Origin of the sequence: Ralstonia sp. GX3-BWBA (assembly GCF_003290055.1) — a bacterium.
Classification (GTDB): Bacteria; Pseudomonadota; Gammaproteobacteria; order Burkholderiales; family Burkholderiaceae; genus Ralstonia; species Ralstonia holmesii.
Genome location: NZ_QMKS01000009.1, coordinates 565,207 through 580,139 on the forward strand (window position 1 = coordinate 565,207; position 14,933 = coordinate 580,139).

The following is a 14,933-nucleotide window of genomic DNA, read 5'->3' on the forward strand; positions in this document are numbered from 1 at the left end:
ATGCTCATCGATTTCTTCTTCACGCTGCGGCACGCCAAGCTGCCGGTCTCGGTCAAGGAATACCTGACGCTGCTTGAAGGGCTCAAGCAGCAGGTCATCGCGCCGTCGCTCGACGAGTTCTACTTCCTGGCGCGCATGACGCTGGTAAAGGACGAAAAGCATTTCGACAAGTTCGACCAGGCGTTCGGCGCCTACTTCAAGGGCGTGGAAGGTGCGGTGGATTGGCGCGCGGACATCCCGCTGGACTGGCTCATCAAAAAGCTGGAGCGCGAGCTGTCACCAGAGGAGAAGGCCAAGATCGAAGCCATGGGCGGCCTCGACAAGCTGATGGAGCGCCTGAAGGAACTGCTGAACGAGCAGCACGAGCGCCACGAAGGCGGCAACAAGTGGATCGGTACCGGCGGCACGTCGCCCTTCGGGCACGGCGGCTACAACCCGGAAGGCATCCGCATCGGCGGGCCATCGAAGGGCAACCGCACCGCCGTCAAGGTATGGGAAGCACGCGCATACAAAGACTACGACGACACCGTCGAACTCGGCACGCGCAACATCAAGGTGGCGCTGCGGCGCCTGCGCAAGTTCGCGCGTGATGGTGCGGACATTGAGCTGGACCTGGACGACACGATCCACTCCACTGCCGCCAACGCCGGCCTGCTCGACATCAAGATGCGCCCCGAGCGGCACAACAACGTCAAGGTGCTGATGCTGATGGATGTGGGCGGCTCGATGGACGACCACATCAAGCGCGTGGAAGAGCTCTTCTCCGCCGCCAAGACCGAGTTCAAGCACCTCGAGTATTACTACTTCCACAACTGCGTCTACGAATGGCTGTGGAAGAACAACCGGCGCCGCCACGCGGAGCGCTTCTCCACGTGGGACGTCATCCGCAAGTACCCGCCGGATTACAAGCTGATCTTCGTGGGCGACGCGACCATGAGCCCGTACGAAATCCTCCAGGCTGGCGGCTCGGTCGAATACAACAACGCCGAAGCCGGCGCCACGTGGCTCAAGCGACTGATCGAACAGTTTCCTAAATTCGTCTGGCTCAACCCCGAGCCGGAAGGCTTGTGGGAATACCGCCAGTCCATCTCAGTCATCAACCAGATCGTGAAGACGCGGATGTATCCGGTGACGATTGCCGGGTTGGAATCTGCGATGCGGCTGCTATCCAAGTGATTTTTTCGGGAAGCCTGTTTCGCTATTCGCCGCCCACCGATGCCGGCATCATTCGCCTCACCGGTCCGGCAACATAGCGTGGGCCGCCTCGACGATTCGTCGCGCCTCTGCTGAACGTTGCTGAGGCGGCACGCCAAGCTGTTCTGCAACGTGCGCAGCCAGCCCAAGAATCTGGGCCCGATCCCCAGGAACAGCAAGCTTGCCCTTCACCCGTTGCGAGAAGTTTCTGTCAAGAACGTGCTGCTCACGCCAGTGACCAACACCGCTTGGCAAGACAGAATCGATAAAGGCAGCGAAGCGAGCGGTAGGCCGGGCTTCACTTTGCACGCGCCGGGCGATGTCCGCGGGGCCTGCAGAACGTGCCTCCAGAACCAGATCGTTGGCTGCAATGCGGGCGTCGCGGCCCGTTTCCGCATTGAAGTGCAGCGTAGTTTCCAGGCCGTCGCGACGCTTGGCGAAGCGGCCGTCGGATGCGAGCACCGCGGGCCCAGCGGCCCAGGCGTCCATCACGACCGTTCGCTCCGGCTGTTCGGCAGCGGCGGCAGCTGGCACCCGGCCTTCTGCCCACGCGTGTCCTGCGGCCGGATCACTCACGTAATGCACCTCTTCGCCGGGCGCCAACCGGCGACTGTGATAAACGCTCGTCGTGCTGGTGTGCTCGCCACAATTTCCTGCGCCAAATACCGATGCTGCCGCGGCGGAATACGGCGCACGCTGGTTGAACGCATTCCAGGGTATCTTCGCTTTCCGTTCACGTTCCAGCCTGAAGGTCCGCGCTGCGTTCGTTCGCCACGTACTTTCGTTGTGCGTGGCTCGCACGTCCACGTCGACGTTGCCGCGACCATGCTTAAGCAATTGGCGGGTCTCGTTCACGCTGGCGTTCGCCAGGCGAAGGCGAGATATTTCCGATGCGGCCACCGGGCGCCCATCCACTGCACGCGCAAGCAGGTACGCAGCGAGTGCCAACTCAGTATCGGAAATCTTGGCCGGCGCGGCGGAAACCCGTGCCGATCCGCCGGCACGCGAGGTGGGAAGACTCGCAAACGCTGGGGAACGCGTGCGCGCCGTCGGTTGACTTGTCCCTTCTTGAACCGTGCGCTCTGTTGGGGATACAGACGATGGCAACGGCGAGAGACTGCGCGATGGCTCACCTGTGATTTTCTTGTGCATGCCGGACCTCCAATCGGAGGTCGAAGGCTACCGGAGTCTCGCCGTCGATCTGCGAGCGCACGCGAAAGACCGGATCAGGCGACGAAACCGGATGACGATGCATTGCGCTGCGTATTCCTGTCCGGGAAAGCGCCAATTACCTGACGCGTAATCGACACCATCCACGCCGGCGCCGAAGATGAAGCCATCCAGCGCAATCGCTCATCCCCGCGCTGGCAGAGCTTCCCACTTCGAACGGAGAAACGCCATGACTGCCACCCAACTCGCCGCCAACGACACGCTCGCCGATACGCTGGTCGACCGTTACATCGCCGCGTGGAACGCGACGGACGCTGCCCAGCGCAGCGCCCTCGTCGCGCAGACCTGGACAGAGGGCGCCACGTATGTCGATCCGCTCATGCAAGGCACCGGCCATGACGGCATCGACGCGCTGATTGCAGGCGTGCAGGCCAAGTTCCCCGGCTTCCGCTTTGCGCGCGACGGCGGCGTGGATGTTGTGCAGGACACGATCCGCTTCCGCTGGACGCTCGGCCCGGAGGGCCAGGCACTGGTCAAGGGCACCGATTTCGTGCGCATTGACGGTGGCCGCATGCAGATGGTGACCGGCTTCATTGACCAGATGCCCGGCATGGGCGAGGCAGCCTGAGCCCTCCCCCCAAAAGCAAACGCCCCGCAATGCCGGGGCGTTTTGCATTGGCTGCGTGTCGAGATCAGATGGACAGCGCGTCTTCCTGGCCGGCATTGGCACGGCGCAGTCCGTCTGCCCAGCCTTTGGTCGGCAGCTTGAGTGAGGCCTGCAGCGCAGCGGCACGCGCCTGCACGGCTTCCCAACTAACGTGCAGCGGCGGGCCATTGAACGCCAGCGCAATCACGTTGCCGTCGTGCACCTCTGGGAAGACCAGCACGCGGTTGTCGAACGCATCGCAAATGCGCTCGATATTGCGCGGGAAACTGGTGTGGTCGCCAAACAGATTGATCGTCATCACGCCCGGCGAGCGCAGTACCTGGCGGCAAGCCTTGTAGAACGCCGGCGTATCCAACACGGGGCCGCGCGCGGTGGCGTCATACAGGTCGATCTGCAGTGCATCGACGGTGCCATGGTGGCTGGCGTCCATCACCCAGTCGTAGGCATCCTGCTCAAGCACGCTCAAGCGCGCGTCGTCAAACGGCATGCCAAACATGCTGCGCGCCGCGACGATCACGGACGGGTTCAACTCCACCGCCGTCACCTGCGCGGGCGCAAGTTGGCGGTGGCAGAACTTCGTCAGCGCGGCAGCGCCAAGACCGAGCTGCACGATGTGGAAATCCGGTCGCGCGGCCGGATCGAGAAACAGCAACCACGCCATCATCTGCTGTGCGTATTCCAGTTCGATGGCATCGGGCTTGGACAGGCGCATCGCGCCCTGCACCCATTCGGTACCGAAGTGCAGATAGCGCACACCGGCCAGTTCAGAGAACGTGACCGGCGCAAAGCGCGGGGCCATGCGCTTCGGTTCGTCATCGTGGTCCAGGCGGTCTTCGCGCTTTGCGCGAGCCGGGCGGCGCGAGGCGACGGCCTCGATGGATTTACGTTTCAGCAGCGTCATAAAGCGGATCAACGGGAAGAAGACTGAGCGGCAGCAGCGCGCTGCAGCCACTCGCGATTGTGGTCTTTGGCATAGCGCGTCCAGTGCTTGGCGTCGCGCAGAATCTCTTCAAACAGGGCCTGCGCGCGCTGTTTGTCGGCGGCGTCGTTCTGCGCGAGCAGCCATTCGCCGAAGAGGCAACGGGCAGCGGCATCATTCGCACAGGTCAGGGCTTGCTCGAACGCTTGACGCGTATTCGGCGCATTTGTCGCGGCCAATGCGCGCGCGTACAGCAATGTCGGCTCGGGTTGCTGGCGCGTCACGCGATGCGCTTCGAACAGTTTGTCGAGCGTGCCTTTGGCGAGCGCCGCATCGCCCGTGGCGAACTGCGCGCGGGCCAGACCCAGCAGCACGGCCGGGTCGCCGGCAAACGGGCCCGTAGCCGCCTGCTCGAAATGCTCGCGCGCCTCCTTGGCATCGCCGGCATCCAGGAGTGCTTCGCCCAAGCGCAGGCGGTGTTGCACAGTTGGCGCGCGGTCGAAATCGTTGCGCGCTTCGCGCACGGCACGGTTCGGGTCGATCAGTTGTGTCACCGCGCGGCTGGCAACGCGTGCGCCGCGCGAGTGGCGCATCTCGGGCAGATAGATGGCGAAGAAATACACCACGCTGCCCAGCAATGGAAACGCAAAGAGGATGAACAACCAGTACATGTTCTGGTTGTTGCGCACAACATGCACCGCAAAGAACAGCGCGACGATGACGTGAAACCCGATTCCGAGAAACGGCATGTGAAGGCCCGATAGTGAAATGCACCGACGCCCCCCGCGTCGGCCACGGGCGCGATTGTGACAGATGCGCTGCGGCGCGGGTGTGACGCGCCCTTAACGTTTGCGCATTGACACCCCCCGAACCCGCATGGAGCCAAGCCTGACAGTCGGCCAATCAATAAACGCCGGCGCCTGTCATCAGGCAGCCGGCGTTGTATTTGACTTTGAAGCAAGGCGCTTCTTAGGGGCGCCCGAGAAAATCCATCTTGCCGATCTCCACACCGTTATGACGCAGCAGCGCGTAAGCCGTGGTGATATGGAAATACAGGTTCGGCAGCACGAAGCCACGCAGGTAATCAATGCCCGTGAACTGCAGTTCGCGCGTCGGGCTCTTGAGCGTGATCTGGCGATCTTCGCTGCCGGCAAATGCCGCGGGGTCGATGCTGTTGACGAACTCCAACGTCTTGGCAATGCGCGCCTTCAGCTCTGGAATGGTCGTCTCCACATCCGGGTACGACGGCACCTCGTTGCCCGACAGACGCGCCGCGCCGCCCTTGGCCTGGTCACAGGCAATCTGCACCTGCCGCGGAAACGGATGCATGTCCGGCGCCAGACGCGCGGTCATCAGATTTGCCGGGTCGAACTTCTTCGCTTCTGCGTGGGCAGCAGCCTTGTCGAGCAGGGCCGACAGGTTACCCAGCATGCGGTTCACGGTCGGGACCAGAAACTCGTACATCGAAGGTGTGGTCATGGAAGTGATTTCCTTGGTATGCATCGTTGGGGCCGCCGACGATCTTCTGCACGATCCGCCGGCGCCGCGCTCCTTTGCGCAGGGGCACAGTGTAGGCCAGCGATTCCGCCGCTGCATGACGCACGCGCACGCCTCGTCATGAGGCATTTGGCACGAGATTAGTGCAGCAGATCCTTTCGACGTGTGCTGATCGACAGGGCCGCCTGCATCTCTCGCGTGGCATGGCTATTGCATCGGCAAGGACAAGGCCAACGGCGGCCTTGATTCACCTTGGCACATCGCAATGACACGCTCCGCAGGGGGCGTCCGGGGCAACGGCGCTCCGAGGCGACACGGCACGACCCGGGCAACCGGTGCGTCGCCAGCTCGCTTCGGAGCGCTTTTTTTTTGGCCGACGCGCGGCATCAGCCGTCGGCACCACCACCAAGGCAATGACATGAACGCTTCCTCCACCCCGGCTTCTGGGGCCGATGTGTCCGTCGAGACCATTGGCGAGCTGATCAACCTGTCCGGACGGCAACGCATGCTGTCGCAGCGGATCGTGCTGCAAATGGTGTTGGCCGCTCAGGGTCACGCCGCAGCGCTCGACATCGCACGGTCATGCCTGGCGACATTCGCGTCGGCACACACCGATCTTGTCGAGGGCAATGCGCGCCTGCCCGGGGCATTCTCGGACGCGCTGCGTCAGCTCTACTTCGGCAAGCTGCGTGGTGATGCACGTGTCCGCGAGTTCATCGTACTGGTCAAAAGCGGTATCGATGCCTTGTCGACCGGCACGACCCAACGCAACACGTCTCTCGATGCCATCGTGGCGCAGGCCACGCCCATGCTGGAACTTCTGCAGACCATCACACAGGCCTATCAAGAGGAGATGCACGTGTGCGAAGTCGCGCTGCGAAAGCGTCAGGCAGAGATCGCCGCGCACCTCGGACGCATCTCCATGCAGGCCAACATCGTCGCCATGAACGCGCGCGTCTCGGCCGCAAGGGCGGGCCCATATGGGCGCGAGTTCTCAGTGATCACTACGGTGCTCGCGGACATCATCCAGGAGATGGACCAGTTGATCCGCAATGTCGTCGGGACCGACGATGCCGCGCAGCCCGGTGCAGGCACGCGCCGGCCATCGACGCCGGCATCTCGCACGTTCGGGCACATGTCGCTGCGTTGATCATGAGACGGAGAACCGCTTGAAACCCTATCTGCAATTCATCCGCTTGCTTGTGTGCTCCGCCCTGCTGTCGGGGCTGATGGGGAGCGCGTGCGCGCAACCGCTGACGATCAACGCGGCCATCAACAAGGCGGGCCGCCAGCGCATGCTGTCGCAGCGCATGGCCAAGGCGTATTGCCAGATCGGCCTGGGCGTGGAGGTCGAGCGATCGAAGAAGATTCTCGAGCAGTCAGTCGCGCTCTTTGATCGGCAACTCACGGAATTGAAAGCATTCGCGCCCACGCCCGAGATCAAGGACACCTACGCCAAACTTGAACAGATGTGGTTCGTCTACAGGCAGTTGCTGACAGGCGGTGACCCGAACATCGACAACGCGAAGAAGATCGCCCAAGCCAGCGAGGACGTGCTGAAGCTCGCGCAACAGGGCACAGTGCTGCTGGAGAAAAAATCGGGCACGTCAACGGGCAAGCTGATCAACGTGGCCGGCCGTCAGCGGATGCTTTCGCAGCGCATTGCCAAGCTGAGCATGTTCCGTGCGTGGGACATTACCTCTGCGCAGATGACGCAGGATCTCGATTCAGCCATGAAGGAATTTACGGCCGCTCAGGCCTTCCTCACGTCTGCGCCGCAGAACTCGGGGGCAATCAACAGTGAGTTGCAACTGGCCAGCACGCAGTGGCTGTTCTTTGCCGAAGCGCTCAAGCAGACCGAAGGCACGCGCGCAGAGCAGTTGCGCAACGTTGCCACAACCAGCGAACGCATTCTTCAGGTAATGGATGACGTAACTGGCCTGTACGAGGGGCTGGCCAGATAGCAGAGCGCTACGACAGCCAACCACGCAGCGCTTGCCACGCCACCAACTTCTTGGCGTACGGCACGGCTGCATAAGCAGGACTGCTGGAAGGGAGTTTGAGGATGGTGTGCCGGTCGCCGATGTCGCCCAGCGCCTTCACACCAATGCGCGCGGCGTATTCCATGCCCGGCAGGTCCTGGCCGATCACCTCGCCGGCCAGGCGCCAGAACTGGTTGATATTCTGGTTAATTTGACACCTGTGCTGCAAGCTTCTCGCCCAGAATGATTGCGAACGACCCCGCCCGGGACCACCGTGTTGCGAAGATGGCTTGAATTGAGTGGACGTAGGGTCAAAACTCCATCAGGTCCTTGGCAACGACCACTTGTCCGGAGAAGAATTTCTTCACCTCAGGCACATAGCGCTGATAATCGTCATGCTCGTTGACCGTCGGCAACAGGTGCGTAAGCACCACCGTTTTGACATGAGCGCGTGCCGCCATTTTTCCGACCGCATCCGGCGTTAGATGCTCCTCGACTTCATGCCGCATGAGCGCCGCCTGTTGCTCCGGTGTCATGCCTTGCCAAGTCCCGTTCTTGATGAACACCTGCTTCACGTCTTCGCTTGAGCCCACCTCCGACACGAGGGTATCGGCGTCCCTTGCCAGCTCAGTCACTGCGTCGCTGGGGCCAGTGTCACCGGTAAAGACAATGACACGGTCGGGGGTCTGGAAACGGTACGCATAGGATTTGTACTTGCCGTAGTACGGGCTGCCTTCAGGAATATGGAAGTGCGTGTTCTCCACAGCAGTGACCTTGATGTTCTGGTCCTGGTAGATCAGCCCCGGCGCAACGTCATGGCCAACGAACACATCGCCAAGCGGTGTGCGCCTACCTTCGGCCCAGCGGATTTCCGCATTCACCGTGAAATATTGAATGGCGCCTTTCACGAGCGCGGTGGTCCCGGGCGGGCCGTAGACGTCGATGGGATCATGGCGCTGAAAATCCCATGCCACTGACATGAGTGCACCCAGACCTGCAGTGTGATCGTCGTGGCCGTGCGTGATGAACACTTTCCCGATCTGCCGGAAATTAGCCCCCGCCTGCGTCACTCGGCGCAGCACGCCATCACCGGCGTCTACAAGGTAGTACGTCCCGTTGACGATCAACAGATTCGACGACTGCGCCCGGTCCTTGGCGGGAATCGGCCCACCGCGCGTACCGAGCGTGATGAGGTGCGTGCCGGTTCGGGTCTCCGTTGCTTCGCCGCTCGCTCGCCTAAGAGGGAGGAGGCTCAAGACAACGATGCTCGCAAGCAACAACTGGCCGATTTTCATCTCCATCTCCATCACTCGAACGATGCCGACCAAAATCAAAAACATCTGATTGAACGACCTAACGACCCGTCACCATCCATTATCAAAATGGTTGCCGACGCTTGGCAAAGACACACCAAGATCCATTCCGTCGATGGCGGGGCAGGACTTTCCTGAGCATGCGTTCCAGGCGACGCCACGACGAAAGCCAGGGCCACAGTCGCCATTGCCAGTCGACACGTATGTCGGAGCGCGGTCGCTGGGTAGTGCGCTGAAGCAATGTGGAGCAACATTCATGCTGACATCGGCAGGACAAGGTTTTCGGGTTCATGATCGCCACGGAGAGCCGATTCCGAGCCCAAGCCGTATCAGAACTGAAACAATGCCGACGGTATCGAGTGGGCGCGCTGACCGAGAACCGGCTTACGGGAACGCGTACGGCGATGGCTGAACATCAAGTCAAGCATACGGCGCAGCCATGCACATCAGTCTATGCAGTTCGCAGGTTGCTTCATGCTTGAATGACTTTGGCCTGGAATCAATCCCGCCGCTGGCCCCGCGGCCCCGAAACCCCGGCCGTACGAGCACCGGTACGAATCTTGCCGACCTCCGCAGATCACGCAACGTACGTGGCAGGGATCGTTGAACGCTTCACTGAAGAAACTCCAAGCCAATGCAATGGCATGGTTAAGGCGATTTACTCGAGGTGGGGGGCTTGATCTGTGACCATGCCGACGAAGCGATCTTAGTATCCGGAGAACAAAGGCCTTGCCAGTCGCGCGCCTACGGAGAACATGATGAGTAAGATCGTTGTCTTGACACTCAGCTTCACCTGCGTCGCTCCTGTCGTTGCACTGGCGCAGGAGTACAACTGCTCAGCACAGACGCTCAACGGCGAATACATCTTCGCCGGCCGCGGGTTTATCGAACCAGGCGAACCTGGGGTGCAGCGGGTGCACAGCGGTGTACTGATCTTCGACGGCGCTGGCAATGTTGCAGGTAAGCAATCATCAAGTCGCGGCGGGAAAATCAGCCGAGACAAGCTGCAGGGTACCTATGCACTTGATGCCAATTGCTCCGGAACGGCAACTTTTAGCTCGGTAGCAAAACCTGGCAGCCCAATTCATTGGGATCTGTATGTCACCCGAGGCGGCAAGATGGGACATATGGTTCGCATGGATGACGCAAGCATGGCGGTCCGCACCTTTCAAAAAGAGTAGACCGAACCTACAGCCCTCCCTTGCCCAACGCCGTAGATCGTTGACAGTCAGTCCCGGGGATGGAAACCCGGCGTCGGGCAATGCCAATTCAAGACGTATCGCACTTAACAACAATCACGATTTATTGGCACCGCCAACATCAGTCAGCTTTACCGAGCCATGGCTCCAACTCCCGCCAAGCATACAGTTTCTCCGCATACGGCATCGTATGCGCCGGACTGCTGGAGGGGAGCCGGACGATCCGATAACTACCGCCATGCGAGCCGAGCGCTTTCAAGCCGATGCGCTCTGCAGTCCCGCCGTTGAAGGCGATCACCGCCAGGTTTGGCAACGAGGCAATCAAGCTGGAGAGGTCGTTGCCAGCATGGTCGCGAATCTTGCTGTCGAGACTGCCTTCTCGCTTGGCCTCGGCCACCACATCCCACAAGCCGATGCGATGCGCGAGCAGCGCCTTCAAGCGCGCGGCGTATTCCATGCCCGGCAGGTCCTGGCCGATCACCTCGCCGGCCAAGCGCCAGAACTGGTTGTGCTTGTAAGCGTAGTACTGCGATTGCGCAAGCGATGCTTCGCCGGGAAGGCTGCCCAGGATCAGCACGCGCGTGTGCGCGTCGACCACGGGCGGAAAGCATCGCTTGAGCGTCACGCTTGTCGTCAGGCCAGCAGGCGGTTCACGCGTTGCACGTAGGCTGCCGGGTCGGCCAATGCGCCACCCTCGGCCAACAGCGCCTGATCGAACAGCACATGCAGGCGATCTTCAAACGCGGCGCGATCGGCGTCGTTGCCGGTCACGGTTTCCAGCAGCGCGAGCTTGCGCACGAGCGGGTGCGTCGGGTTCAGTTCCAGCACCGGCTTGCTGTCGGGCGCTTGTTGGCCGGCCTGCTTGAGCAGACGCGCCAGCGTGCCGCTGATGTCACCTTCATCGGCCACGAGGCACGACGGCGAATCGGTCAGGCGATGCGTGATCCGCACGTCCTTGGCCTTGTCGCCCAGCACCGCCTTGGCACGCTCAACCAGCGCCTTGAACTCGCCCTCCACCTTGGCGTGCTCGGCCTTCTCGGCCTCGTCTTCCATCGCACCCAGGTCGAGATCACCCCGCGCCACCGACACCAGTTCCTTCTCTTCGAAGTCGTGCAGGAACGAGAGCATCCACTCGTCCACGCGGTCGGTCAGCAGCAGCACTTCCACGCCCTTCTTGCGGAAGATTTCCAGATGCGGGCTCGACTTGGCAGCCGTCCAGTTTTCGGCCGTCACGTAGTAGATCTTGTCTTGGCCTTCCTTCATGCGGCCGATGTAATCCGCCAGCGAGACGGTCTGGGCGCTGTCTTCGTTGTGCGTGGAAGCAAAGCGCAGCAGCTTGGCAATGCGGTCCTTGTTGGCGTGGTCTTCGCCGATGCCTTCCTTGAGCACTTGGCCGAAGTTCTGCCAGAACGTGGCGTACTTTTCCTTCTCGGCCGCGTCATCCGACTCGGCCATCGATTCGAGCATGCCCAGCACGCGCTTGGTGGAGCCTTCCCGGATGGCCTTCACATCGCGGCTTTCCTGCAGGATTTCGCGCGAGACGTTCAGCGGCAAATCGGCCGAATCGATCACGCCCTTCACGAAGCGCTGATAGGCCGGCAGCAGTTGCTCGGCGTCGTCCATGATGAAGACACGCTTGACATACAGCTTCAGGCCGCTGCGGCGCTCGCGGTCCCACAGGTCGAACGGCGCGTTGGTCGGGATGTACAGCAGTTGCGTGTATTCGCTGCGGCCTTCCACACGGTTGTGCGTCCATGCCAGCGGCTTGCCGTTTTCGTGGGCGATGTGCTGATAGAAGGCGATGTACTGATCGTCCGTCACATCAGCGCGCGGGCGTGCCCACAGTGCGCTGCCCTGGTTGATGGTTTCCCATTCGTCCTGGGCCACCATCGTTTTCTTCTCTTCGTCCCACGCCTCCTTGCGCATCTGGATCGGCAGGGAGATGTGGTCCGAATACTTCTGCACGACCGACTTCACGCGCCAGGCGGAGAGGAAATCGTCCTCGCCCTCGCGCAGGTGCAGCGTGATGGTGGTACCGCGCTCGGCGCGTTCGATGGTGTCGACGGTAAATTCGCCGTCGCCGGTGCTTTCCCAGCGCACGCCTTCATTGGCGGCCACGCCGGCGCGGCGCGATTCCACCGTCACGCGGTCGGCCACGATAAACGCCGAGTAGAAGCCCACGCCAAACTGGCCGATAAGCGCGGCATCCTTCTGCTGGTCGCCCGACAGTTGGCTGAAGAACTCGCGCGTGCCCGAGCGGGCGATGGTGCCAAGGTTGCGGATGGCCTCATCGCGGCTCATACCGATACCGTTGTCGGCAATCGTGATGGTGCGCGCGGCGGCATCAAAACCGATGCGGATGCCAAGCTCACCACCGCCTTCCAGCAGCGACGAGTTGGCGATGCCCTCAAAGCGCAGCTTGTCCACCGCATCTGACGCATTGGAAACCAGCTCCCGCAGGAAGATTTCCTTGTTGCTGTACAGCGAGTGGATCATCAGATGCAGAAGCTGCTTCACTTCTGCCTGGAAAGCCATCTTCTCGTGCGGTGCGCTCATGGTGTGCATAAAAAGTCTGGAAAGTGGAAAGAGAAGCGGGCTACACCTTTGCGCGTGCGCCCGCATGAATTTGTGAAGCTAGATGTGGCGTGGCGCCCGGTTTTCAAGCCCCGCGTTCGAGCTGTTCCGCCAGGAACCGGAGCAAGTCCGGGTCCGCGCTGGTCGCAATGTTGAAGCGCATCCACGTCGACGGCATCTGCGACGGCGAAAACAGGCTCCCCGGCGCAAACACATAGCCGTGCTCATGCCCGGCGCGCGCGATGGCATTGGTGTCCTGCCCCGTATCGGCCCAAAGGAACATGCCGGCGCCCTGCTGCGCAAACAGCTTCAGGCCCAAGCGTTCGAGGCTGCGTTGCACGCCGTCACGGGCGCGATCCAGACGGGCGCGTATGCGCTCCACGTGCTTGCGGTAGTGGCCTTCGGTGAGGATCTTGTAGAGCAAGCGTTCGTTGATCTCCGGCGTGACCAGACCGGTCAGCAGTTTGCCGTCGACCAGGTTCTTGGCCAGCTCGGGGTGGCAGGCGATGAACCCCACGCGCAGGTTGGCCGCCAGCGTCTTGGAGAAGCTGCTGAGGTAGATCACGCGGCGCAACTGGTCCAGGCTCGCCAGCCGCGTGCCGGGGTGGCCGGGCGGGGCGAGGTCGCCGTAGATATCGTCTTCGACGATCAGGAAACCGTACTGCTCAGCCAGCCGCAGCAACTGAAACGCCTTGGCAGCCGACAATGAGGTGCCCGTCGGGTTATGCAGGATCGAATTGATGATCAGCAGCTTGGGCCGACGCACCTGCACCAGCCCTTCCAGAGCAACCAGGTCCGGGCCCTCGGTGGTGTACGGCACACCGATCACCTGTGCGCCTTGCGCGGCAAAGCGGCCGAACATCAGGAACCACGCCGGATCGCCCACCAGCACCGTATCGCCAGGCTGCACATACTGGCGCGCGATCAGGTCCAGCGACGAGGTGATGCCCGACGTCATGACGATCTGGTCCGGCCGGGCGCCGATCTCCAGTTCCGCCAATCGCGTCTGCAACTGCTGACGCAGCGGCAAAAAACCCTGCGGCGATCCCCACGCGAGAAACTGGTTGCCGTTCTGCCGGCCAAGGGTGCGCAGCGCGTTGGCGATCAATTCACCATCGAGCCAGCCGTTGGGCAGAAAGCCGATGCCCGGCGCCTTGCGGGGCTCGGCAGAATGGAACATGTTCCGCAGCAGCCAGGTCACGTCGATCTTGCGTGCGGCGGTGGGCGGCGGTGCGACCGGCTCCTCAGGCAGCGGCGTGTGGCGCTCCTTCACATAGAAGCCCGAGCCCCGGCGCGATTCCAGATACCCCTGCGCCACCAGGCGCTCGTATGCCTCCACCACAGTGAACCGCGAAATGCTCTTTTCCTGCGCCAATTGCCGGATCGATGGCATGCGCATGCCCGCGCGAAACACCCGCTCATCAATGCGCATACGCGCCCATTCGGTGAGCTGATCCACCAGCGTCATCTGCGCAGACGGAATCGGGTCAGGCAACTGCTCCGCCGCCGGGCGGGCGGCCGCGCGACGGGCGTCCAGGCTGATGATGTGGGAGGTGGAATTCATGACGAGGAAGGCTGAAGCGGGCCGAAAACTGTACAGAAAGCGCCACGACAAAGTGTACAGGTACTGTACAGACACAGTTCGGTAGGATCAAGGTCAGAATTCCGCCCACACCGAACCGGAGACATCACATGCCCACGTTGAAACGCTTTGACGAAGACGCGTACCGCGCCACTTGCGACGCCACGGTCGTCGCCGTGCATCCGGAAGGCATCGAGCTGGACGCGACGGTGTTCTACGCGCGCAGCGGCGGCCAGGCTGGCGACACCGGCACGCTCACCCTGGCCGATGGGCAAACCATCGCGATTGCCGACACCGTCTACAGCCCCGATCGCCAAACCGTTCTGCATGTGCCTGCCGACCACGCTGGCCTCACGCTGCTCGCGCCCGGCACGCCCGTCACGGCCGCCATCGACTGGGACCGCCGCCATCGGCTGATGCGGCTGCATACGTGCCTGCACCTGCTGGGCTCGCTGATTCCCGTGCCGGTCACGGGCTGCGGCATCTCGCCGGACGCCGGTCGCGTCGATTTCGACTTGCCTGAATCGACGCTCGACCGCGACACCCTCACCACGCAACTGAATGAACTCATCGGCCGCAACACGCCGGTGCGCATCGATCTGATCACACCGGAGGAACTGGCCGCGCAGCCCGAACTGGTGCGCACCATCGGCGCGGCACCGCCGGCGGGCGCATCAGCCATCCGCATCATCCACATCGACGGCATCGACCGCCAGCCATGTGGCGGCACCCACGTGCGCGCCACCGGAGAAATCGGCCGCGTGGTCGTCACCAAGATTGAAAAGAAGAGCCGCCAGAACCGACGCGTGGCCGTGGCGTTTGCAGATTGAGCGGCC

General features: G+C 62.2%; 14 protein-coding genes and 1 pseudogene. 6 read left to right on the forward strand and 9 right to left on the reverse strand.

Going from position 1 to position 14,933, the window contains the following annotated elements; genetic code table 11:
* Positions 1-1,176, forward strand: a complete 1,176-nt coding sequence (locus DOD19_RS10255) for a VWA domain-containing protein (RefSeq protein WP_004629032.1) — start codon at positions 1-3, stop codon at positions 1,174-1,176.
* A 57-nt stretch (positions 1,177-1,233) separates the two neighbouring features.
* Here DOD19_RS10255 and DOD19_RS10260 read toward each other — a convergent pair whose 3' ends face one another.
* Positions 1,234-2,049, reverse strand: coding sequence for a hypothetical protein (locus DOD19_RS10260; protein ID WP_200869032.1), 816 nt, complete (start codon positions 2,047-2,049; stop codon positions 1,234-1,236).
* A gap of 544 nt (positions 2,050-2,593) precedes the next feature.
* On the opposite strand from DOD19_RS10260, the gene DOD19_RS10265 reads away from it, so the two are divergent.
* Entirely contained in the window at positions 2,594-2,992 is a 399-nt protein-coding gene (locus DOD19_RS10265; protein ID WP_112185327.1) for a nuclear transport factor 2 family protein, read from the forward strand.
* A gap of 64 nt (positions 2,993-3,056) precedes the next feature.
* Here the strand turns inward: DOD19_RS10265 and DOD19_RS10270 are convergent, their stop codons facing one another.
* From DOD19_RS10270 to DOD19_RS10280, 3 genes are all read right to left on the reverse strand, one after another.
* A complete protein-coding gene (locus DOD19_RS10270; RefSeq protein ID WP_112185329.1) occupies positions 3,057-3,932 on the reverse strand; it encodes a spermidine synthase in 876 nt (291 codons plus the stop codon).
* 8 nt (positions 3,933-3,940) lie between these two features.
* Complete coding sequence (locus DOD19_RS10275; protein WP_112185331.1) at positions 3,941-4,699, reverse strand: tetratricopeptide repeat protein; 759 nt, start codon at positions 4,697-4,699, stop codon at positions 3,941-3,943.
* A gap of 220 nt (positions 4,700-4,919) precedes the next feature.
* Positions 4,920-5,429: a DUF1993 family protein gene (locus DOD19_RS10280; RefSeq protein ID WP_024976160.1), complete on the reverse strand. Its 510-nt coding sequence runs from the start codon at positions 5,427-5,429 to the stop codon at positions 4,920-4,922.
* Positions 5,430-5,865: 436 nt separating this feature from the next.
* On the opposite strand from DOD19_RS10280, the gene DOD19_RS10285 reads away from it, so the two are divergent.
* Together DOD19_RS10285 and DOD19_RS10290 are read left to right on the forward strand one after the other, a co-directional pair.
* A complete protein-coding gene (locus tag DOD19_RS10285; protein WP_024976161.1) occupies positions 5,866-6,597 on the forward strand; it encodes a type IV pili methyl-accepting chemotaxis transducer N-terminal domain-containing protein in 732 nt (243 codons plus the stop codon).
* A gap of 79 nt (positions 6,598-6,676) precedes the next feature.
* Positions 6,677-7,411: a type IV pili methyl-accepting chemotaxis transducer N-terminal domain-containing protein gene (locus DOD19_RS10290; protein ID WP_112185995.1), complete on the forward strand. Its 735-nt coding sequence runs from the start codon at positions 6,677-6,679 to the stop codon at positions 7,409-7,411.
* 7 nt (positions 7,412-7,418) lie between these two features.
* Here DOD19_RS10290 and DOD19_RS10295 read toward each other — a convergent pair.
* Together DOD19_RS10295 and DOD19_RS10300 are read right to left on the reverse strand one after the other, a co-directional pair.
* Positions 7,419-7,625, reverse strand: a pseudogene (locus DOD19_RS10295) (hypothetical protein); the annotation flags it as partial.
* A gap of 115 nt (positions 7,626-7,740) precedes the next feature.
* Positions 7,741-8,724, reverse strand: a complete 984-nt coding sequence (locus DOD19_RS10300) for an MBL fold metallo-hydrolase (RefSeq protein WP_112185997.1) — start codon at positions 8,722-8,724, stop codon at positions 7,741-7,743.
* Positions 8,725-9,497: 773 nt separating this feature from the next.
* On the opposite strand from DOD19_RS10300, the gene DOD19_RS10305 reads away from it, so the two are divergent.
* Positions 9,498-9,923 carry a hypothetical protein gene (locus DOD19_RS10305; protein WP_162634360.1) on the forward strand — a complete coding sequence of 142 codons (426 nt, stop codon included), beginning with the start codon at positions 9,498-9,500 and terminating at the stop codon, positions 9,921-9,923.
* A 139-nt stretch (positions 9,924-10,062) separates the two neighbouring features.
* Here the strand turns inward: DOD19_RS10305 and DOD19_RS10310 are convergent, their stop codons facing one another.
* The 3 genes from DOD19_RS10310 to DOD19_RS10320 form a co-directional block, all read right to left on the reverse strand.
* Positions 10,063-10,566 (reverse strand): DNA-deoxyinosine glycosylase, encoded by a 504-nt coding sequence (locus DOD19_RS10310; protein WP_112185335.1) that lies wholly within the window; start codon positions 10,564-10,566, stop codon positions 10,063-10,065.
* Between the two features lie 8 nt (positions 10,567-10,574).
* On the reverse strand, positions 10,575-12,497 hold the full coding sequence (htpG, locus tag DOD19_RS10315; RefSeq protein ID WP_112185999.1) for a molecular chaperone HtpG: 1,923 nt from the start codon (positions 12,495-12,497) through the stop codon (positions 10,575-10,577).
* Between the two features lie 103 nt (positions 12,498-12,600).
* On the reverse strand, positions 12,601-14,154 hold the full coding sequence (locus DOD19_RS10320) for a PLP-dependent aminotransferase family protein (RefSeq protein WP_204360047.1): 1,554 nt from the start codon (positions 14,152-14,154) through the stop codon (positions 12,601-12,603).
* Between the two features lie 53 nt (positions 14,155-14,207).
* On the opposite strand from DOD19_RS10320, the gene DOD19_RS10325 reads away from it, so the two are divergent.
* The gene (locus DOD19_RS10325; RefSeq protein ID WP_024976203.1) at positions 14,208-14,927 is read left to right on the forward strand and encodes an alanyl-tRNA editing protein; all 720 of its coding nucleotides are present in this window, start codon (positions 14,208-14,210) and stop codon (positions 14,925-14,927) included.
* Positions 14,928-14,933 lie beyond the last annotated feature (6 nt).